Here is a 20,855-nt window from a genome sequence, read left to right on the forward strand (position 1 = left end):
CAAGCCGCCAGACATTACCAGGACTGGGTTGCTTTAAACGTGTCGAGGAGGCCTTTCAGCTTCGCTTCGATGTCGTTATTAAAGTTGCCAGATTGGTTGATTTCCTGCATCAGCTCGGCGTGATCGCGGTCAGCGAAGGCCAGCAGTGCAGCTTCGAAGCTGCCAATTTTCGCAATTTCAACGTCGTTCAGGTAACCGCGCTCAGCTGCGAACAGAACCAGACCCTGCTGCGCGACAGACATCGGCGCATACTGTTTCTGCTTCAGCAACTCGGTCACTTTCTGACCGTGGCTCAGCTGTTTACGGGTTGCATCGTCCAGATCAGACGCGAACTGAGAGAACGCAGCCAGTTCACGATACTGTGCCAGCGCGGTACGAATACCACCGGACAGTTTCTTGATGATCTTGGTCTGTGCTGCACCACCTACACGGGATACCGAAATACCTGGGTTAACTGCCGGACGAATACCGGAGTTGAACAGGTTCGATTCCAGGAAGATCTGACCATCGGTAATTGAGATTACGTTAGTCGGTACGAACGCAGAAACGTCACCCGCCTGGGTTTCGATGATTGGCAGCGCGGTCAGAGAACCGGTCTGGCCTTTCACTTCGCCATTGGTGAAACGCTCAACGTAATCAGCACTTACGCGTGATGCACGCTCCAGCAGACGAGAGTGGAGATAGAACACGTCACCAGGGAATGCTTCACGGCCTGGCGGACGGCGCAGCAGCAGTGAAATCTGACGATAAGCGATAGCCTGTTTAGACAGGTCATCATACACGATCAGTGCATCTTCACCGCGGTCACGGAAGTATTCGCCCATCGCACAACCTGCGTACGGTGCCAGATACTGCAGTGCTGCAGATTCAGAAGCAGACGCAACCACAACAATGGTGTTCTGCAGTGCACCGTGCTCTTCCAGCTTACGCACGACGTTAGAGATGGTTGATGCTTTCTGACCAATCGCAACGTAGACACATTTGATGCCTGAATCGCGCTGGTTGATGATGGCATCGATAGCCATCGCGGTTTTACCGGTCTGACGGTCACCGATGATCAGCTCACGCTGGCCACGGCCGATTGGAATCATCGCATCGACAGATTTGTAACCGGTCTGAACAGGCTGGTCGACTGACTGACGATCAATAACGCCCGGTGCAATAACTTCAACTGGCGAGAAGCCGTCGTTGTCGATCGCGCCTTTACCGTCGATAGGTGCACCCAGGGTGTTCACCACACGGCCCAGCAGGCCACGACCAACAGGAACTTCCAGGATACGGCCAGTACACTTGACCTTCATGCCTTCAGCAAGATCAGCATACGGACCCATCACCACCGCACCTACAGAGTCACGCTCAAGGTTCAGGGCGATAGCGTAACGGTTACCCGGCAGGGCAATCATCTCACCCTGCATCACATCGGCCAGGCCGTGTACGCGGATGATACCGTCACTTACAGAAACGATAGTACCTTCGTTGTGAGCTTCGCTCACGACATTGAACTGAGCAATGCGCTGCTTGATCAGTTCGCTGATTTCGGTGGAATTCAGTTGCATATGCTCCAGTCCCCTTAAGACTGCAAGACGTCTGCCAGACGCTCAAGACGGCCGCGTACGCTGCCATCAATAACCAGATCACCCGAACGGATAATCACGCCTGCCATTACAGACTTATCAATTTTGCAATTCAGCTTAACTTTGCGTGACAGACGTTTTTCCATCGCGGTGCTGATTTTGGTCAGCTGGTCGTCACTCAGCGTACTGGCAGAAATCACATCAACTTCCGCAATCGCTTCATAAGCGTCACGCAGTTGAATGAATTGTTCCAGTACAGCCGGAAGCGCTGTCAAACGTCCGTTTTCCGCCATCACCTTAATCAGGTTTTGTGCGGGTTCATCCAGTTGATCACCACAGACTGCGTTAAACGAAGCAGACAAAGCTTCCGGCGCCAAAGCACCGGAAAGGAGATCTGCCATCTGTTCATTGCGAGCCACTTCTGCGGCAAACGCCAACATCTGTTGCCAGCGTTCTATACTTTGATGCTCAACAGCAAAGTCAAAAGCTGCTTTGGCGTAGGGGCGAGCTACAGTAATCAGATCAGACATCAGCCCCTCCCTCCTTACAGTTCAGCGACCAGTTTATCAACGATGTCGCTGTTAGCAGCTTCATCCACGGAACGTTCGATGATCTTCTCGGCGCCAGCCATTGCCAGCAACGCGACTTGCTTACGCAGTTCTTCACGTGCACGTTTACGCTCGGCTTCGATTTCGGCCTGCGCTTGTGCAACGATGCGATTACGTTCGTTCTCAGCTTCGGTTTTGGCTTCGTCCATAATCTGCGCGCGACGCTTGTTCGCTTGCTCGATAATGACCTGAGCTTCTTCTTTGGCTTTTTTCAGCTGGTCGGTCGCATTAGCCTGCGCGAGATCCAAATCTTTTTTCGCGCGTTCAGCAGAAGCAAGGCCTTCAGCAATTTCTTTCTGGCGCTTTTCGATGGCAGCCATAATCGGCGGCCATACGTACTTCATGCAGAACGCGACAAACAGGATGAACGCGATGGCCTGGCCGAGGATTGTTGCATTAATGTTCACAGCACAATGCCTCTAGATTAAGTATTTAACTTTTCTGCCGTTATCAGTGATAAGCGGCAGAATCCGTTCACTCGTGCACATGTGCGTTGAGTGAACAAAGGGCTTTAGGCGACAGCAAACATCACGTAGAGACCCAGACCAACAGCGATCATCGGGATTGCATCCACCAGACCCATTACAACAAAGAACTGCGTACGCAGCAGAGGAATCAGGTCAGGCTGACGAGCAGCGCCTTCCAGGAATTTACCTCCGAGGATGCCGATACCGATCGCAGCACCGATTGCCGCCAGGCCCATCATCACAGCGGCAGCCATGTACAGCAGATCCATATTCAGGTTTTCCATGACAGTCTCCAGTTTGTTTCAGTTAAATGCTCCCTTCATCTTTCGAGCTGCAGCGGTGTTGGCTGCCTTCTCTCACCCCGATTACACACTCATGTATGCTCCCGGGGATTCGTTCAGTTGCCGCCTTGCTGCAACTCGAAATCTATAGGGAAAGTGTTGAGAAAAAAATCAATGTTCTTCAGATGCCATCGACAGATAGACAATCGTGAGGACCATGAAAATGAAAGCCTGTAGCGAAATGATCAGGATGTGGAAAATGGCCCACGGCACATTCAGCACCCACTGTGACCACCACGGCAACAGACCGGCAATAAGGATAAAGATCAGCTCACCCGCATACATGTTACCGAACAGTCGCAGACCGAGAGAAACCGGTTTAGACAGCAGGCTCACACCTTCCAAAATCAGGTTGATGGGGATGAAGATCGGGTGATTAAAAGGCTGCAGCGTCAGCTCTTTCGCGAAGCCGCCAATGCCTTTCATTTTGATGCTGTAGAACAGAATCAAAATAAATACGCCCAACGCCATAGACAGCGTGATGTTCACGTCTGCAGACGGCACGACGCGCAGCGCCGGCAGGCCTAAGAAATGCTCGCCAATATAAGGCAGCAGGTCGATAGGCAGCAGATCCATGAAGTTCATCAGGAAGACCCAGACAAAAATAGTCAGAGCCAGCGGGGCGATAAGTTTGCTCTTACCGTGATACATGTCGCGCACGTTGTTATCAACGAAACCGACAACCAGTTCGATAGCCGCTTGTAATTTCCCTGGCACACCGCTGGTGACACTTTTCGCCACTTTACGGAACAACACCAGGAAAATAAGTCCCAGCACCAGAGAGAAAAACATGGAATCGATATTTAATACCCAGAACGTCGCGGGAGCGTCGTGCGGATTCACTAACTCGAAAGTACGCAGGTCCAGCTGAAGGTTGTTCAGGTGGTGTCCTATGTAATCTTGCGGAGTAGAGATTTCTCCTGCAGCCATGATGCCTCTTACCCTTTGTTGTTAATTACCGCCGGTGCCAACATTTGAACCACCAGCACCGATAACCAGGTTATCCCGAGAGGCCAAAAGACCGCCCCGAAAACACCCAACGCCACAATGAGCAAAATAATGGTCGCGAACACTTTGGCTATTTCACCCAAAGCGAAGCTCCACGCGACTCGCCCCGAAGCTGGGGTTTGCCCCTGCAGGCGCCAGGCTAAAAACAAAAACAACACGTTTGGCAGCCAGGCTGCCGCTCCGCCAGCAAGAGCAGAAACGCCCCAGGTGACATCTTTCAGGGCAAAGAGAGCGCCACTGATGACAATCGTCACCAACTGAATGAACAACACAGTTCGGGCGAATTTCACACTGTAAAGAGACACTGACATGACGCTGTAACTCTCCTGCCCCGTCAGGGGTATGTCGCGTGTCGTATAAGACTGCCTTTACTCATTCGAGTCAAGCAGCAAAAGCCGTGCAAATTATACGGGCCGCACCTGCGATTTCAATCGCTAAGTAGCGAAAAGGTGAACAATTATTTAAATTTCTTTCTGGAGGGCTATTTTTTCAAAGATTGTCCTGAAAGAATTTGCCCGCTGGCTTCTGAAATCCCACCTGCGACTTGCTTTTAAAGCGTGCGATAGATCACATTATAAGCATTCACGCCAGGCCAGGTTTTACAAACGTACAAATTCCGCCGTTTAATAAACCAACAAATAACATAAATAATCAATCAGTTATAAATAATCATCGCTGTGTCGCAGCTTATTTTTGATAAAAACATGCTATTGACATCGAAGCGTGCATTAAAAGTGTGTAATTCATATTACGCACGCCGAGTAATTACTGCGATATATTTTCTGGCGTGACTATCCTTATTCCATAAACCGCGAAAACAAGTGATCTTCCTGATAAAAAATTGTGAATTAAACGTTAAATGTAACAGAAATTTTCGGATAATTTCCGTCGGCTTTTTTAACCTAATTTGGCTGAACGTTAATTAAAAATCAGGGCTATTCAAAAAATCGAATGCTTAATTTTTAGCCAGCCATTTTGTTAAGCCAAATCGGCTTTACCGTTAAATCCACACTATTAAAAGGCTTACTCGCGGCCAATGATCACTAAATGACGCTCACCTTCTAATTCAGGGACGTTAAGCGCGACAACAGAGTGCAGTTTATAACCTGCGGGCAGCGTCGCGATTTCATCATCAGGACGTACCCCTTTCAGCGCAAAAAAGCGGCCTTCCGGCGCAGGGAGATGATGACACCAGTTCACCATATCTTCCAGTGAGGCAAATGCCCGGCTAATCACGCCATCAAAAGGCGGTTCTGAAGGAAACTCCTCTACCCTACTCTGCACTGGCGTAATGTTTTCGAGGCCAAGCTCATGCTGTACCTGGCGTAAGAAGCGTACACGTTTGCCCAGACTGTCAAGCAGAGTGAAGTGTGCATCAGGCATTACAATTGCCAGTGGAATGCCGGGTAATCCTGGGCCGGTTCCCACATCAATAAAACGAGTACCGCTCAGATGCGGCGCAACCACGATACTGTCGAGAATATGGCGCACCAGCATCTGTTGCGGATCGCGTACCGAGGTCAGGTTGTACGCTTTGTTCCACTTGTCCAACAGCATGACGTAGGCCACGAGTTGCTGTTTTTGTTGATCGGAGAGGGAAATATTGGCCGCTTGCAGCAGCGAGGTGAGTTTGTTAATCACAGCGTGAGTCCAGTCAGCGGGGGCGAGTCACCTCGCCCCGTTTCAGGTCAGGCGCTTTTGCGCAGCAGCCCTTGTTTTTTCAGGTAAATAAGCAAAATAGAGATTGCAGCCGGCGTGATACCGGAAATACGCGAAGCCTGGCCAATTGATGTTGGCTTATGATCATTCAGCTTAGCGATCACTTCATTTGATAAACCATTTACCTGACGATAATCGAGATCGGCAGGCAGCAAGGTGTTTTCATTACGCAGTTGGCGATCGATCTCTTCCTGCTGGCGCGCAATGTATCCTTCATATTTGACCTGAATTTCAACCTGCTCAGCAGCCTGCTCGTCAGCCAGAGCCGGTCCAAAGCCTTCTAACGTCATTAACTTCAGATAGGTCAGTTCCGGACGGCGCAGCAGATCTTCACCACTGGCTTCTTTGGTCAGCGGCGCACTGAGCACGGTATTTACGTTAGCCACATTCTCTGATTTCGGATGAACCCAGATGTCACGCAGACGTTGACGCTCTTGCTCAATCGCTTCCAGCTTCTGGTTGAAGCGCGCCCAGCGTTCGTCATCCACCAGTCCCAGCGAACGGCCGGTTTCAGTCAGACGTAAATCAGCATTGTCTTCACGCAGCATCAAACGGTATTCAGCCCGGGATGTGAACATACGATAGGGCTCTTTGGTTCCCAGCGTACAAAGATCGTCAACCAGCACGCCAAGATAAGCCTGGTCACGACGTGGTGCCCAGCCCTCTTTGTCTGCTGACAGACGGGCAGCATTCAGGCCTGCCAGTAATCCTTGCGCGGCAGCTTCTTCATAGCCTGTCGTGCCATTAATCTGGCCCGCAAAGAACAGTCCATGGATAAATTTGCTTTCCAGCGTCGGTTTCAGATCACGGGGATCAAAGAAATCGTACTCAATGGCATAACCCGGACGCACGATCTTCGCGTTTTCCAGACCTTGCATTGATCGAACGATCTGTATCTGTACATCAAACGGCAGGCTGGTTGAAATGCCGTTCGGATAAATTTCATTACTGGTCAGTCCTTCTGGCTCCAGAAAGATCTGGTGTGCATTACGATCGGCAAAACGCATCACTTTGTCTTCGATCGACGGGCAGTAGCGTGGCCCGATCCCTTCGATGATCCCGGCATACATTGGGCTGCGATCGAGGTTATTGCGAATAACGTCATGCGTTTTTTCATTGGTATGGGTAATCCAGCACGGCACCTGCTGAGGATGTTTTGAAGCGTTACCCATGAATGAAAATACCGGCACAGGATTATCACCGTGCTGCGGTGTTAACACGCTAAAATCGATTGAGCGCGCATCGATACGCGGTGGTGTACCTGTTTTCAGGCGATTTACGCGCAGCGGTAAAGCACGCAGACGTTTTGCCAGCGGGACAGAAGGAGGATCACCAGCACGGCCACCGCTGTAATTATCCAGGCCAATATGAATTTTACCGTCAAGGAAGGTGCCGACGGTAAGCACAACCGTTTTAGCACGGAATTTCAGTCCCATCTGGGTCACCGCGCCAACAACACGATCGTTTTCAACAATCAGATCATCTACCGCCTGCTGAAAGATCATCAGGTTGGGCTGATTCTCCAGCGCAGTACGTACCGCCTGGCGATAAAGCACACGGTCTGCCTGTGCGCGCGTCGCACGAACGGCAGGCCCTTTGCTTGCGTTTAGTATCCTAAACTGAATGCCGGCCTGGTCTATTGCACTGGCCATCAAACCGCCTAAGGCATCCACTTCCTTTACCAAATGTCCTTTTCCGATACCACCAATCGCCGGATTACAGGACATTTGTCCAAGCGTATCAATGTTATGGGTGAGTAACAGGGTTTGCTGACCCATTCGAGCAGCAGCCATAGCGGCTTCTGTACCCGCATGACCACCACCAATTACGATGACGTCAAAAGGATCTTGATAAAACATGAAGTGGTACCTCGTTAATGGACGTTCAGGATCGTTGTCCCTGGGCCGTGGATTCTACTTAAATTCAGCTCAGGGTGAAAGCGGTGGGATCGTCAGGGTTTAAAAAGAAAGGATCTTTATTCTGTATATGATCTTTCTGTTAGATCTCTTATTAGGATCGCGTCCTCTTGTGGATATCTGCGAAAAGTTAAATTGAAACAGCAGCTTATCAAGGATCGTTTGCTGTGAATGATCGGTGATCCTGTTCCGTATAAGCTGAGATCAAAATAGCTGATTATCCACAGCTCAAAAAACAAACACGGGTTACTCTTTGGATAACTACCGGTTATACGCAGGAAAAAGGGGTAGTTATCCACAGAAGAATGACTTTCAGCAGGATAAATTCAGCATCATTCACTGGGGATCGTCACTATTTCCCGATCCCCTGCCAGATCAGATCTCACTTTTCCAGCCAACAACCCATTCGCCAGCCGGATCTTCGGGGATCTCATGCTCAAGCACATCAATTTCCAGGCGATCGCCGATCCGCTGTGCGCCACAGACGATCAGCAGTGCTTCAATATTACGGATCGCACCGCAAAACAGATCGTATTCGTGATTACCGATACCCACCGCACCGAAACGCACCGAGGAGAGATCGGGCTGAGTTTCATTGATCGCGTCGTAAAACGGTTGCAGGTTATCCGGCAACTCCCCGGCTCCGTGAGTTGAAGAGACAATCAGCCAAACGCCCTCCAGCGGCACGTCATCCAGTTCTGGCCCATGTAGCAGCTGCGTTGAAAAGCCAGCTTCCTGCAGTTTTTCTTCTAAATGCTCAGCGACATATTCGGCGCTGCCCAGCGTGCTGCCAGTGATTAACGTAATATCGGCCATCATGCTCTCCCGGACTAAAGGCGAGCATTGTACGCTGTGATCAAGCCGTGATCCACCTGTGGAAAACAGGGGTAATAGATCAATTGATCCGAACGCAGCCGTTGTCAGACGGCGCATTCATGGAGGATAAGGTTGTGCACAAAGCAGGGGACAATTAAGGCTTGATAGTACGCATGATCGGGTTTTGTAGTGAGATCAACGTTTCTGTGGACTGAATTTCATCAATCGTCTGAATCTTGTTGATCAATACCTGTTGCAAGGCATCAATTGAGCGGCACATCACTTTGATAAAAATGCTGTAATGGCCGGTGGTGTACCAGGCTTCTACGACTTCATCCAGAGCTTCAAGCTTACTCAGCGCCGCAGGATAATCGCGCGCGCTTTTCAGGATAATGCCAATAAAGCAGCAGACATCAAAACCTAACTGGCGAGGATCGATTTCAACACGGGTGCCGAGAATAATCCCAGCCTGTTTCATTTTTTCTACCCGTACATGGATTGTGCCAGGGCTGACGTTGAACTGTTTTGCTAATTCAGCATACGCAGTACGGGCGTTTTCCAGCAGAGCATTTAAAATGCCGCGATCGAGATTATCCAGTTGCAGGTGTTCGGCCATTTCATCCTCGTTGTGATTCTTCTTCATTGAACAGGTGAGAATGTGCAGCAAAACGCGGGATTAGGCAATGTATCGGCAGCGGCGATTGCCGCTGCCTGAGGGATTAACGACGCCAGTGGCGCAACAGGCGACTTTTCATGCCGGTATCAAAGCGCCAGATGTGATCAAAGATACGCATAATGCCGGGTTTACCGTGCGTTGACATCGCGACGGCATGAAAACGCTGTTGATGCTGTTGCTGACGCTGTTTGATGACCCGAACGGCCTCTTCCGGCAAACGCTGGGCGATAAAGTCAGAGACAATAACCGCATCTGCTTCTTGCCAGCTCGGGCCTTCCATGCGTTTCACTACTGCTGAGAGGCAAGCGGCAAGATCGGTACCACCGCGAAAACGCTGGCTCAGAAAACGAATAGCCTGCTCCAGGCCATCATCACCGGTTAACTCATAGCCAATAACTTCATGCGCAAACAGCATGATGTAGCAGCGCCGACGATCAGCCAGAGCCACTTTTAGTAAGGCCAGACAAAAAGCTTTGGCGCAGCGTTCATTGAATCCACCCATCGAGCCGGAGGTATCCACACAAACGATAAACGGGCCGCGAGGTTGTTCTTCGTGCTGTTGATGATTCACCGGGCGCAGCGTGACCTTTTCATGCCAGGTATCGCCCTGCAATCTGTAGGTAAGGAGTCGTTTTTCCACCAGCCGACGATAAAATTCCAGCTCCAGTTCGTTGATGCTCAGCGCCGCCAGCTCTGGTGGCAGCAAACGCAACACATCATCGCTTTGATGAATACCGCTGACCTCTTCCGGTACAGTATCCGGTTCATGCACCAGATGATGAAAGGCCTCCATTGGCGCATCTTGTGCAGGCACCGATTTCGCCTCGCGGCTGCGGCCAAGCTGCTGTGCCAGTTTCATCAGCTCGGGCTGCTGCGCTAAAAAATCGCCATATTGCAGCATCAGCTGATAATCACCGTGTTGCCGTGAGGCCTTACTCATATCCCACAAGCGACCCGCCGCCGCTTCATCATTGTCACTTAACACAGGCGCAAGCTGACCGCTGAGCGCCATACGCTGTTGCAGTTCAGCCATTAAGCGTTCGCGCTGCTGCTCCAGCAACTGCTCGTTTAACGTCAGGGTTTGTAACGTCAGACTGAGCCGCCAGCGTTGTAAAAACAGGGTATGTTGCGCACTGCTGAGTTGATGCGCGTCGTTGTGCTGGATAAGTCGGTTTGCTTCTTCGATAAAAGGTGAGGGCAGGCGCGCCAGCAGATCCAGCGTTTCAGTAAGCTGATGGTTAAAATCAGCGTGGCTTAACAGTTGCACACGCTGAAAAAGATGAAACTCCTGCGTCAGATTTTCCGGTACTGGCGTCGCTTTTAGCTCAGCATTAATTTCCGCCTTCCAGCGTGGAACATCCCGCAGCATGGCTTTTTTCAGACCGGGAAATTTTTCAAAAAACAGAGCAAGTTGTGGCGATGCCAGCAGCGCAAGGATCAACTCCTCAATCAACTCGGCTTCGCCAACAGAAAGCAGGGTGCTGAGGGTTTCCAGCGAAATCATTTACGCGCCTGTTTCAACTGTTCCGCAACATCCTGCAAGCTGGTTTCAATCCGCGCCAGCCAGTCATCACTGATAAACAGACATCGCTGATGCTGGCTGAAAAGGTGACGCTGCGCGCGCAGTTGAGTATCCAGCTCATCCAGTGCGTCAGTGATTTCAGTGGGCAGATCGTTGTTATTACTCGCGCCCGGCAGCGTCAGGCGTGCAGCTTGCAGGCTGACATCGCGCACCGCTAAACAGTGCTGGGCATCCACCTGTAAATCCAGCGTCTGGGCAAAGCCGATGCCATTGAGTTTGCCGCGAATATCGCCACCTTTTAGCAACCACTGATTAAGCGCATCGCGGGCAATGACAATATGGTTGACCTGTATATCGTGCAGTGTCAGCGGCTGTTGCAGCATCAGTGTAAGCTGTTCGTCAGTCAGGGTGTCGGGCAGTTCGTAATGGGGTTTGCGGCTGAACATGCCGCTGTGTTTCTCCAGCGTAATCGCCTGCGCAACGCTTTGCTGCTGCTGCAACGCCAAACGTCGCGCCTTAATTTGCTGCAATTTTAGAAGCATAGGTTGCTGCTGCCACGCATATTGCGTCATCAGCTGATCGATTTCACGATCCAACAACTGCATTGATGCGACGTCGTGCCACAGGCAATCTTTCAGCAGGATCAGATCAATCGGCGCAATAGTGGTACGCCCGCTGTAAAATGCGCTGGCCTGCAATAAATGGATGGCTTTTTTCCAGCGACGATCGGAAATGTAAGGCGCATCGGGCTGATTTTCCAGCTGCTGGCGTAGCTGATAGATCAGTTCAAACACATTATCTGGCAAACCGACCTGGCTGATGCTTTGCTGCCACTGTAAATACTCTTCGTCGCTGATACGCAACGTATCCGCGACCGGATTAGCATTTTCATCCTGCTGATGCGTTAACATGCTGCGGAAGTTTTGCTTTTCATGCACGTTATCCAGCCACAGACGAATTAACATGCGGTCATACAGGGCTTCCAGCCCGCTGTCAGCTTCCGGTAACTCATTGGACGCCGTCACCAGCAGTCGCATAGGAATTTTTTCTTCGCAATCACCGTTGCGAAAGCGGCGTTCGTTGATGGCCGTCAGCAAGGTATTCAAAATTGCCGGGCCGGCTTTCCAAATCTCATCAAGAAAAACGATTTCAGCATCAGGCAGATAGCCTTTGGTCAGCCGCTGATAACGCCCTTCGTCTTTCAGTGCCTGAATCGACAAAGGTCCAAACACCTCTTCAGGCGTTGAGAATCGGGTCATTAAATATTCAAAAGCGCGGGCATTCTGGAAAGCATATTTCAGGCGACGCGCAATCAGGCTTTTGGCAATGCCAGGTGGCCCCAGCAGAAAAACGCTTTCACCGCTCAACGCGGCCAGCAAACAGAGGCGAATTGCATGATGTCGCTCATATAAACCTTTTTCTAATGCATTGCTAAGGCGAGAAATTCTTTCTGCCAAAAGATGGGGTTGAGCCATAATCACATCATTGTCCTTTCTATCGTCGAGCCGCCACGCTTCAGCGAGCACCACACTTTATCGATTATGATGCGTGAAAGCGTTGATAGCTGTCAGCTTTTTTGTTTCAGAAGGTTCAGCAAGGTTAAAACATACATTAATTACCTGTTTTAACAGGTAAAAATGCCGGGTGGCTTAAAGGCAGAGAGTTTCAGGGTATAGGTTTTTTTGCGAATACGTGCATACTGTGCGCTTTTTGATGGCATGAGCGAGAGGATTTTGTGCCTCTTAGACTCCAACAAAAGATAACGCTATGAGCTCGGAAAATAAGCAGTCGCTCGGTGGATTAACGCTGGCCGCTATTGGTGTGGTTTACGGGGATATCGGCACCAGTCCGTTGTATACCTTACGTGAATGTCTTTCTGGTCAGTTTGGTTTCGGTGTGGAACGCGAAGCTGTATTTGGCTTTTTATCCCTGATTTTCTGGCTGTTAGTGCTGGTGGTATCGCTTAAATACATCAGCTACGTGATGCGTGCTGATAATGCTGGTGAAGGCGGTATTTTGACGCTGATGTCGCTGGCAGGCCGCAATACGACCGGGCGCGCCACGGCAGTACTGGTGATTATGGGGCTGATCGGCGGCAGCTTTTTCTATGGCGAGGTGGTGATTACGCCAGCTATCTCCGTTATGTCGGCGATAGAGGGGTTAGAAATTGCCGCGCCCTCGCTCGATCCTTTTATTGTGCCACTCTCCATTGCCGTATTGACGCTGCTGTTTGTGATCCAGAAACACGGCACCGGCATTGTCGGTAAGCTGTTTGCTCCCGTGATGCTGTTGTGGTTCCTTGTGCTGGCGGTGCTCGGCGTCAGTGGCATTATGAAAAACCCCGATGTTTTGCAGTCTCTGAATCCTGCGCATGCTGCTCACTTTTTCCTGCACTACAAAACGATCTCTTTCTTCGCGCTTGGCGCTGTGGTTCTGGCGATAACCGGCGTTGAAGCACTCTATGCTGACATGGGTCACTTCGGTAAAGTGCCGATTCGCCTTGCCTGGTTTTCCGTGGTGTTACCGTCGCTGGTGCTGAACTATTTTGGTCAGGGGGCGTTATTGCTGAGCGATCCTGCGGCGATTAAAAACCCGTTCTTCCTGCTGGCACCGGAATGGGCGCTGATCCCATTGCTAATCCTTGCGACGCTGGCGACAGTTATTGCATCGCAAGCGGTCATTTCTGGGGTGTTCTCGTTGACGCGTCAGGCGGTTCGTCTGGGTTATCTGCCAGGCATGCGCATTATTCACACCTCAGAAATGGAGTCGGGTCAGATCTATATTCCGACGATTAACTGGGTACTCTATTTTGCGGTGCTGATTGTGATCATCAGCTTCGAACACTCCAGCAATCTGGCGGCGGCTTACGGCATTGCGGTAACAGGTACCATGGTGCTGACCACATTCCTTTCCTGTACGGTGGCGCTGAAAAACTGGCACTGGCAAAAGCTGGCGGTCGGTTTGATTCTGCTGCTGCTGTTGTGCATTGATGTCCCGTTGTTTACCGCTAACCTGATTAAAATTTTCTCCGGTGGCTGGCTGCCTCTTTGTCTGGGATTAGTGATGTTTATCATCATGACAACCTGGAAAAGTGAACGCTTCCGCCTGCTGCGTCGCCTGCATGAACACGGCAATTCGCTGGAGGCGATGATTGCGTCGCTGGAAAAAAATCCACCGGTACGGGTTCCGGGCACAGCGGTGTATATGTCGCGTGCACTGAATGTCATCCCGTTTGCCATGTTGCATAACCTGAAGCACAACAAAGTGCTGCATGAGCGCGTAGTGTTATTAACGCTGCGCACTGAAGATGCACCTTACGTACATAATGTGCGTCGCGTTACCATCGAACAGCTTTCACCCACCTTCTGGCGCGTTGTGGCAAGCTACGGCTGGCGTGAAACACCGAACGTGGAAGAGGTATTCCATCGCTGTGGGCTGGAAGGATTAAATTGCCGCATGATGGAAACCTCATTCTTTATGTCGCACGAATCGCTGATTATGGGTAAACGTCCGTGGTATTTACGCCTGCGCGGTAAATTGTTCATGGCGCTGCAGCGAAATGCGTTGCGCGCACCCGATCAGTTTGAGATCCCGCCCAATCGGGTTATCGAACTGGGAACGCAGGTCGAGATTTAACCCAATGCGCCCGCTGGTTGGGCGTGAGCAGACCAGCGCAAGGTAACGCACAACCCGCCGCCTTGTCGCTGGCTAAAAGCAAGCTGCATATCATGAAGCTGCGCGATATTTCGCACTATAGATAACCCCAGGCCGCTGCCGCTTTTCTCCTGGCCCGGTGGCCGCCAGAAACGCTCCCCTAATCGCTGAAGATCGGCATCGCTGACGCCGCTGCCGTTATCTTCAATTTGCAAAGCGTTGGCCTCCAGCCAGACATCAACGTCACTGCCCGATGGCGTATAGCGAATCGCGTTATCGAGTAGATTGCGCACCAGCAATGAGAGCAGCAGCGGATGTCCATGGATCAGCGGTCTGGCCTGGGCGTGTAGACGTAATGACACACCGGCTTTATCAGCCAGGGGGATTGGGCAGCAAGCGTTTCCTGTAAGGTTCGCTGCAAGTCAACCGTTTTAAAAGCGTGGCGGGCATCATCCGCTTCAACGCGGGAAAGTGTCAGTAGCTGATCAACCAGCCGCGTAGCCCGCGAGATCCCCGCATCCAGTTGATGAAGCGCATGGGTACGCATGACCTCATCATCGGTGGCGAGTTGAATGACTTCACTCTGCACCTGCAGCGCCGCCAGTGGACTGCGCAGCTCGTGAGCGGCATCAGACGTAAAGCGCCGTTCACGTTGCATCATGGCGTTAATGCGATGGAATAATCCATTTAACGCAATGATGAGAGGCTGTACCTCTTTCGGTACGCGCCCGGTCTGTAAGGGCGTATCATCATCAGGCGCGCGCTGCGTCAGTTTTTGCGCCAGCTGTTTCAACGGGCGCAGCTCATACCAGACTAATCCAGTCAGCAGAATTAACATAAAAGGCAGCGCGATCAGCCACGGCATGACGCTGGCATTCACTAAATCTCTGGTCATATCATCACGATATTCCCACTCCTGGCCGACCACGACGCGAAACTGTTTATCTGGCGTAGTAAGCCAGACAACCCGCCACGGATCGTCGTCGCCGTTTAGATGAGTATCGTGAAAACCTTGATACTCCGCTTCAAACGGTAAATTTTTGCCGTTATCACCATCGTCCAGTACGTGTTTGCCCTCGCGGCTAAAGACCGCAAAAGCCAGCGCATCGTCGTCCTGATCGCCGCGATGATGGCGCAGCAACTGCCTGGTTTTTGGCAGTGAAACATTATCCAGCGTAGTAAAATCCAGGCTGAGCAGGCGCTTAGCCAGCAACATTTGCTGCGTATCAAATAATTCGTTGAGCGTTTCGCGCGTTTTATACCATGCGCCCAGGCTGGCACTGCCCCAGCAAATGCCCAGCAGCAAAACGACACCAATACCCAGGCGTAGAAACAGGCTCATTGATCGCATGCCACCTCTCCCAGCGTATAACCTACGCCGTGAACGGTACGAATAAAACGGCTTCCGAGTTTTTTACGCAGGTGATGAATGTGAACTTCTACCGCGTTGCTGGAGACATCCGCGTCCCAGTTATACAGCTTTTCCTCTAACTGGCTGCGCGTCAGCACCCGGCCAGGGCTGCGCATAAACAGTTCAAGCAGCGCCAGTTCGCGGCTTTTTAATTCTACAGCGGTGCCAGCCACCATCACGCTGTGGTTACCGGGTACAAGTACTACATTGCCATGGCGAAGTTCGGGTTGCAGTTGGCCATGACGTCGTCGAATGAGCGCCTGTAAACGTGCCGCCACTTCGGTTAACGCAAAGGGTTTGCACAGATAATCATCTGCGCCCAGTTGCAAACCTTCCACTCGCTGATCAAGCGCATCACGTGCTGTGAGAATTAAAACCGGCACGTCGTGTCCCTGCTGACGCCACTGACGTAAAATATCCAGTCCGTCGCGTTCTGGCAGAGAGAGGTCAAGGATCACTGCATCCCAGGGCGCAGCCTCTAATGCCTGATACCCCGCTTCGCCAGAGATAAACCAGTCGACACTGAAACCCAGTTTACTGAGCCCCGCTTTAATGCCGTCGCCAATTAAGCGATCGTCTTCTATTAATAAAATGCGCATCGATTTTCCCTTCAGTGAAAGCGAGTTATACGAAGCACGACGCGGCTTGTACAGCGGCTTTCACAAAAAAATGCTCTTTTTTCGCCTTAAGATCCCGTTAAGAACTCTGTGTTTAACTGGGTACAGCAAAACGGAAACAGGTTCATAAAAAGAGGTGAAAGTATGAAAAAGCAAGCTGCACTGTTAGCTATTGTCATGTTGGCGTCCGCCCCGGTTTTTGCCGCTCAGCAAGGTGGATTTATTGATCCCGACGCACCGAAAACGCAGGTGCAACAGGGTGGATTTAATGCTGACAGCACCAGCGTCGTGACCGTAAAGCAGGCTGAAGAGATGAAAGATGACAGCTGGATCACGGTACGAGGCCAGCTGGAAAAGCAGACGGGGGACGAAGATTATCAGTTCCGCGATCAAACCGGCACGATGACAGTGGAGATTGACCATAAACGCTGGAATGGCCAGACTATTTCGCCTAAAGACCGTGTTGAGCTGACCGGTGAGCTGGATAAAGATTTCAACAGCATCGAACTGGACGTCAAACACGTTAAGAAACTGCCTTAATCCTTCTCTTCAGGACCGCTACGGTGGTCCTGCTTTTCTTTCACGTCACGCTTAACTCAAATCCCTCCCGCTAAGCGCGAAACGTTTCGATAACGATCACATTTCTTTTACTACACGATTGAGTTGATAACGGCTTTTCATACACTGCTGTCAGCGAAACGTTTCGCTGTGGAGTGAATAGATGAAAAAAGGTCGCTTGTTAAACGCTGAACTCTCCTTTGTGATTGCCCGTCTGGGACACACGGATACGCTTACCATAGCCGATGCTGGCTTGCCGATTCCGGCTGGGCCACAGCGCATCGATTTGGCGCTTACCCCAGGTACGCCCGATTTTATACAGGTGGTCAATGCTGTCGCGCTGGAGATGCAGGTTGAGAGTGCCCTGATTGCGGAGGAGATTAAGCTGCACAATCCGCAGCTCCACAGCGCACTGATCGCTGTGCTCGAAGCCTTGCAACAGCACCAGGGAAATACCATTGCCGTAAGTTACACCAGCCATGAGCAGTTCAAACAACACACTCAGCGTAGTCAGGCGGTCATTCGCAGCGGGGAGTGCTCTCCGTTTGCGAATGTCATCCTGAGCGCCGGTGTCACTTTCTGAGGCCGTTATGCAACCTTTATTGCAACTCACAGAAATCGAGAAATCGTTTCCGGGCGTAAAAGCACTGAAAGGCGCATCGCTGGCGGTTTATCCCGGACGTGTGATGGCGCTGGTGGGTGAAAACGGCGCAGGCAAATCAACCATGATGAAAGTGCTGACCGGTATCTACAGCCGGGATGCCGGATCGCTACGGTGGCTGGGTAACGAAACGACATTTAGCGGGCCGAAAGCGTCGCAAGAAGCGGGCATTGGCATCATCCATCAGGAACTCAACCTGATCCCACAGCTTAGCGTGGCAGAGAACATTTTTCTTGGACGTGAATTTGTAAACCGCATGGGTCGCATCGACTGGAAGCGAATGTACGCCGAAGCGGACGCATTACTGAAACGACTCAATTTGCGGTTTAACAGTCACAAGCTGGTAGGCGATCTGTCAATTGGCGATCAGCAAATGGTCGAGATTGCTAAAGTTCTGAGCTTTAAATCGCAGGTCATCATTATGGATGAGCCGACAGATGCGCTGACTGATACCGAAACGCTGTCGCTGTTTCATGTCATCAAAGAACTCAAAGCGCAGGGCTGCGGCATCGTTTATATCTCGCATCGCATGAAAGAGATTTTTGAAATTTGTGATGATGTTACGGTGTTTCGCGACGGTCAGTTTATTGCTGAACGCGCCGTTAGCGATCTGACAGAAGAGAGCCTGATCGAAATGATGGTGGGGCGAAAACTGGAAGATCAGTATCCGCACCTCGAACAGGCACCAGGCGATGTGCGCCTGAAAGTCGAAAATCTCAGTGGGCCGGGCGTACATAACGTCAGTTTTTGCCTGCGTAAAGGTGAAATTCTGGGCGTGTCCGGTTTGATGGGCGCGGGCCGAACCGAACTCATGAAGGTGCTGTACGGTGCACTGCCACGCAGCGAAGGAAAAGTGTGGTTAGGCGAACGAGAAATTGTTACGCGTTCGCCACAGGACGGCCTGGCAAACGGCATCGTCTATATCTCAGAAGATCGTAAGCGCGACGGCCTGGTGCTGGGCATGTCAGTAAAGAGAACATGTCGCTAACCGCTTTACGTTACTTCAGCCACGGCGCTGGCAACCTCAAGCACGCCGCAGAGCAACTGGCCGTGGGCGACTTTATCCGCCTGTTCAACGTCAAAACCCCCTCCATGGAACAGCCCATTGGCCTGCTATCTGGCGGAAATCAACAAAAAGTGGCGATTGCGCGCGGTTTGATGACACGCCCGAATGTGCTGATCCTTGACGAACCGACACGTGGCGTTGATGTCGGTGCAAAAAAGAGATTTATCAGTTAATCAATCAATTCAAGGCTGAAGGGCTCAGCATCATTCTGGTGTCGTCGGAAATGCCTGAAGTATTAGGCATGAGCGATCGCATTCTGGTGATGCACGAAGGCCGCTTAAGCGGTGAGTTTAACCGTGAACATGCCACGCAGGAGAGCCTGATGGCGGCAGCCGTAGGTAAGCAACACAGCGAGGAATTAGTCGTATGAGTACCCAAACGTTACCTTCCAGCCGTCGCTGGTTCAGCAAAGCCTGGCTGATGGAGCAAAAATCGCTGATTGCGCTGATCGTACTGATCGCCGTTGTCGCCAGCCAAAGCCCGAATTTTTTTACCGTCGCTAACCTGTTCAACATTCTGCAACAAACCTCGGTCAACGCCATTATGGCGGTAGGCATGACGCTGGTTATTCTGACGTCCGGCATCGACCTTTCCGTCGGCTCATTACTGGCGCTAACCGGTGCGGTAGCGGCATCGCTGGTGGGGCTGGAAGTGAATGCTCTGGTAGCCGTTGCGGCCTCGCTGGCCTTAGGCGCGGCAATTGGCGCACTAACGGGGACGATTATTGCACGCGGCAAAGTGCAGGCGTTCATCGCCACGCTGGTCATGATGCTACTGCTGCGCGGCGTCACCATGGTGTATACCGACGGCAGCCCGATCAATACCGGCTTTAACGACAATGCCGATCTGTTCGGCTGGTTCGGTATTGGTCGTCCGCTGGGTATTCCAACGCCGGTGTGGTTGATGGCAGGCGTCTTTTTGCTGGCCTGGTACATGCTGCATCACACCCGTTTGGGTCGCTACATTTATGCGCTGGGCGGCAATGAGGCCGCAACGCGCTTATCCGGCATTAATGTCAATCGGGTGAAGGTGATCGTCTATGCGCTGAGCGGCATGCTGGCGGCCCTGGCTGGAACAATTGAAGTTGCACGACTCTCTTCAGCACAGCCCACTGCCGGCACCGGTTATGAACTTGACGCTATCGCTGCGGTGGTGCTGGGCGGAACCAGCCTGGCGGGCGGTAAGGGGCGCATTATGGGAACGCTGATTGGGGCATTGATTCTCGGCTTCCTGAATAACGGCCTCAACCTGATGGGTGTTTCTTCGTACTACCAGATGATCGTAAAAGCGGTGGTAATCCTGCTGGCGGTGCTGGTGGATAATAAAAGCAGTAAATAACTCTGACCTTTACACAGGATGAAATGATGAAAAAGTTGACCGCATTGGCCGTCATTCTTGGCGCTACGCTGAGCGCCAGCGCAATGGCAAAAGAGACCATCGCGCTGGTTGTTTCTACCCTCAATAACCCCTTTTTGTTTCATTAAAAGAGGGTGCGCAAAAAGAAGCGGATAAACTGGGTTACAACCTTGTAGTGCTGGATTCGCAGAACAACCCAGCAAAAGAGCTGGCTAATGTGCAGGATTTGACGGTACGCGGCACTAAATTATTGCTGATCAACCCAACCGATTCTGATGCGGTAGGCAATGCAGTGAAAATGGCAAACCAGGCGAAGATTCCGGTGATTACCCTCGACCGTGTTGCAGCACAAGGCGCAGTGGTTAGTCACGTGGCGTCGGACAACCGTTTTGGCGGTAAAATGGCGGGCGACTATATCGCGAAGAAAGTCGGTGAAAACGCTAAAATTATCGAATTACAGGGCATTGCGGGCACCTCTGCAGCGCGTGAGCGTGGTGAAGGCTTCAAACAGGCCGCTGATGCCCACAAATTCCAGATTCTTGCCAGCCAGCCCGCAGACTTTGATCGTACTAAAGGTTTGAATGTCATGCAGAACCTGCTGCAGGCCCATCCTGATGTGCAGGCAGTGTTTGCGCAAAATGACGAAATGGCGCTTGGCGCACTGCGCGCGCTGCAAACAGCGGGTAAAACCGATGTTATCGTGGTGGGCTTTGACGGCACCGCAGATGGCGTGAAAGCCGTTGAAGCAGGAAAACTGTCAGCGACCGTTGCCCAGATGCCCGATAAAATTGGCATGATTGGCGTGGAAACCGCTGATAAAGTGCTGAAAAATCAAAAAGTGCAGGCCGTGAATCCGGTTGACCTGAAACTGGTTACCCAATAAAT

Annotated in this window: 17 protein-coding genes and 3 pseudogenes; 6 read left to right on the forward strand and 14 right to left on the reverse strand. The window is 51.4% G+C overall.

The window, feature by feature from the left end; genetic code table 11:
- Positions 1-14: 14 nt before the first annotated feature.
- From atpA to ravA, 12 genes are all read right to left on the reverse strand, one after another.
- Positions 15-1,556, reverse strand: a complete 1,542-nt coding sequence (atpA, locus tag O3W44_RS12560) for a F0F1 ATP synthase subunit alpha (RefSeq protein WP_269293321.1) — start codon at positions 1,554-1,556, stop codon at positions 15-17.
- Between the two features lie 14 nt (positions 1,557-1,570).
- Positions 1,571-2,104, reverse strand: a complete 534-nt coding sequence (gene atpH / locus O3W44_RS12565) for a F0F1 ATP synthase subunit delta (protein WP_269293322.1) — start codon at positions 2,102-2,104, stop codon at positions 1,571-1,573.
- Positions 2,105-2,118: 14 nt separating this feature from the next.
- Positions 2,119-2,589 (reverse strand): F0F1 ATP synthase subunit B, encoded by a 471-nt coding sequence (gene atpF / locus O3W44_RS12570; protein ID WP_269293323.1) that lies wholly within the window; start codon positions 2,587-2,589, stop codon positions 2,119-2,121.
- A gap of 104 nt (positions 2,590-2,693) precedes the next feature.
- Positions 2,694-2,933, reverse strand: coding sequence for a F0F1 ATP synthase subunit C (gene atpE, locus O3W44_RS12575; protein ID WP_003849523.1), 240 nt, complete (start codon positions 2,931-2,933; stop codon positions 2,694-2,696).
- Positions 2,934-3,101: 168 nt separating this feature from the next.
- Positions 3,102-3,920, reverse strand: coding sequence for a F0F1 ATP synthase subunit A (atpB, locus tag O3W44_RS12580; protein ID WP_269293324.1), 819 nt, complete (start codon positions 3,918-3,920; stop codon positions 3,102-3,104).
- An 8-nt stretch (positions 3,921-3,928) separates the two neighbouring features.
- A complete protein-coding gene (atpI, locus tag O3W44_RS12585) occupies positions 3,929-4,309 on the reverse strand; it encodes a F0F1 ATP synthase subunit I (RefSeq protein ID WP_269293325.1) in 381 nt (126 codons plus the stop codon).
- Positions 4,310-5,021: 712 nt separating this feature from the next.
- On the reverse strand, positions 5,022-5,639 hold the full coding sequence (rsmG, locus tag O3W44_RS12590; protein WP_269293326.1) for a 16S rRNA (guanine(527)-N(7))-methyltransferase RsmG: 618 nt from the start codon (positions 5,637-5,639) through the stop codon (positions 5,022-5,024).
- 47 nt (positions 5,640-5,686) lie between these two features.
- Positions 5,687-7,576 carry a tRNA uridine-5-carboxymethylaminomethyl(34) synthesis enzyme MnmG gene (gene mnmG / locus O3W44_RS12595; RefSeq protein ID WP_269293327.1) on the reverse strand — a complete coding sequence of 630 codons (1,890 nt, stop codon included), beginning with the start codon at positions 7,574-7,576 and terminating at the stop codon, positions 5,687-5,689.
- Positions 7,577-8,008: 432 nt separating this feature from the next.
- Positions 8,009-8,449: an FMN-binding protein MioC gene (mioC, locus tag O3W44_RS12600; RefSeq protein ID WP_269294434.1), complete on the reverse strand. Its 441-nt coding sequence runs from the start codon at positions 8,447-8,449 to the stop codon at positions 8,009-8,011.
- A gap of 154 nt (positions 8,450-8,603) precedes the next feature.
- Positions 8,604-9,065, reverse strand: a complete 462-nt coding sequence (gene asnC / locus O3W44_RS12605) for a transcriptional regulator AsnC (RefSeq protein WP_269293328.1) — start codon at positions 9,063-9,065, stop codon at positions 8,604-8,606.
- A 103-nt stretch (positions 9,066-9,168) separates the two neighbouring features.
- Positions 9,169-10,629 (reverse strand): ATPase RavA stimulator ViaA, encoded by a 1,461-nt coding sequence (viaA, locus tag O3W44_RS12610; protein WP_269293329.1) that lies wholly within the window; start codon positions 10,627-10,629, stop codon positions 9,169-9,171.
- The gene (ravA, locus tag O3W44_RS12615) at positions 10,626-12,122 is read right to left on the reverse strand and encodes an ATPase RavA (protein WP_269293330.1); all 1,497 of its coding nucleotides are present in this window, start codon (positions 12,120-12,122) and stop codon (positions 10,626-10,628) included. Before ravA ends, viaA begins: the two co-directional genes overlap by 4 nt.
- Before the next feature lie 292 nt (positions 12,123-12,414).
- On the opposite strand from ravA, the gene kup reads away from it, so the two are divergent.
- The gene (kup, locus tag O3W44_RS12620; RefSeq protein ID WP_269293331.1) at positions 12,415-14,283 is read left to right on the forward strand and encodes a low affinity potassium transporter Kup; all 1,869 of its coding nucleotides are present in this window, start codon (positions 12,415-12,417) and stop codon (positions 14,281-14,283) included.
- Here the strand turns inward: kup and qseC are convergent.
- Both qseC and qseB read right to left on the reverse strand, forming a co-directional pair.
- Positions 14,280-15,652, reverse strand: a pseudogene (gene qseC, locus O3W44_RS12625) (quorum sensing histidine kinase QseC). The gene kup and the pseudogene qseC sit on opposite strands and share 4 nt — an antisense overlap.
- A complete protein-coding gene (gene qseB, locus O3W44_RS12630) occupies positions 15,640-16,311 on the reverse strand; it encodes a quorum sensing response regulator transcription factor QseB (protein WP_269293333.1) in 672 nt (223 codons plus the stop codon). Before qseB ends, qseC begins: the two are co-directional and overlap by 13 nt.
- Positions 16,312-16,473: 162 nt before the next feature.
- Between qseB and O3W44_RS12635 the strand changes: the two genes are divergently transcribed.
- The 5 genes and pseudogenes from O3W44_RS12635 (at position 16,474) to rbsB (ending at position 20,853) form a co-directional block, all read left to right on the forward strand.
- On the forward strand, positions 16,474-16,869 hold the full coding sequence (locus O3W44_RS12635; protein ID WP_269293334.1) for a YgiW/YdeI family stress tolerance OB fold protein: 396 nt from the start codon (positions 16,474-16,476) through the stop codon (positions 16,867-16,869).
- A gap of 181 nt (positions 16,870-17,050) precedes the next feature.
- On the forward strand, positions 17,051-17,470 hold the full coding sequence (gene rbsD / locus O3W44_RS12640) for a D-ribose pyranase (protein WP_269293335.1): 420 nt from the start codon (positions 17,051-17,053) through the stop codon (positions 17,468-17,470).
- 7 nt (positions 17,471-17,477) lie between these two features.
- Positions 17,478-18,984, forward strand: a pseudogene (gene rbsA / locus O3W44_RS12645) (ribose ABC transporter ATP-binding protein RbsA).
- On the forward strand, positions 18,981-19,952 hold the full coding sequence (rbsC, locus tag O3W44_RS12650; protein WP_269293336.1) for a ribose ABC transporter permease: 972 nt from the start codon (positions 18,981-18,983) through the stop codon (positions 19,950-19,952). Before rbsA ends, rbsC begins: the two are co-directional and overlap by 4 nt.
- A 26-nt stretch (positions 19,953-19,978) precedes the next feature.
- Positions 19,979-20,853: pseudogene (rbsB, locus tag O3W44_RS12655) on the forward strand (ribose ABC transporter substrate-binding protein RbsB).
- Positions 20,854-20,855 lie beyond the last annotated feature (2 nt).

Origin of the sequence: Pantoea sp. LMR881 (assembly GCF_027157825.1) — a bacterium.
GTDB classification, from domain to species: domain Bacteria; phylum Pseudomonadota; class Gammaproteobacteria; order Enterobacterales; family Enterobacteriaceae; genus Pantoea; species Pantoea haifensis.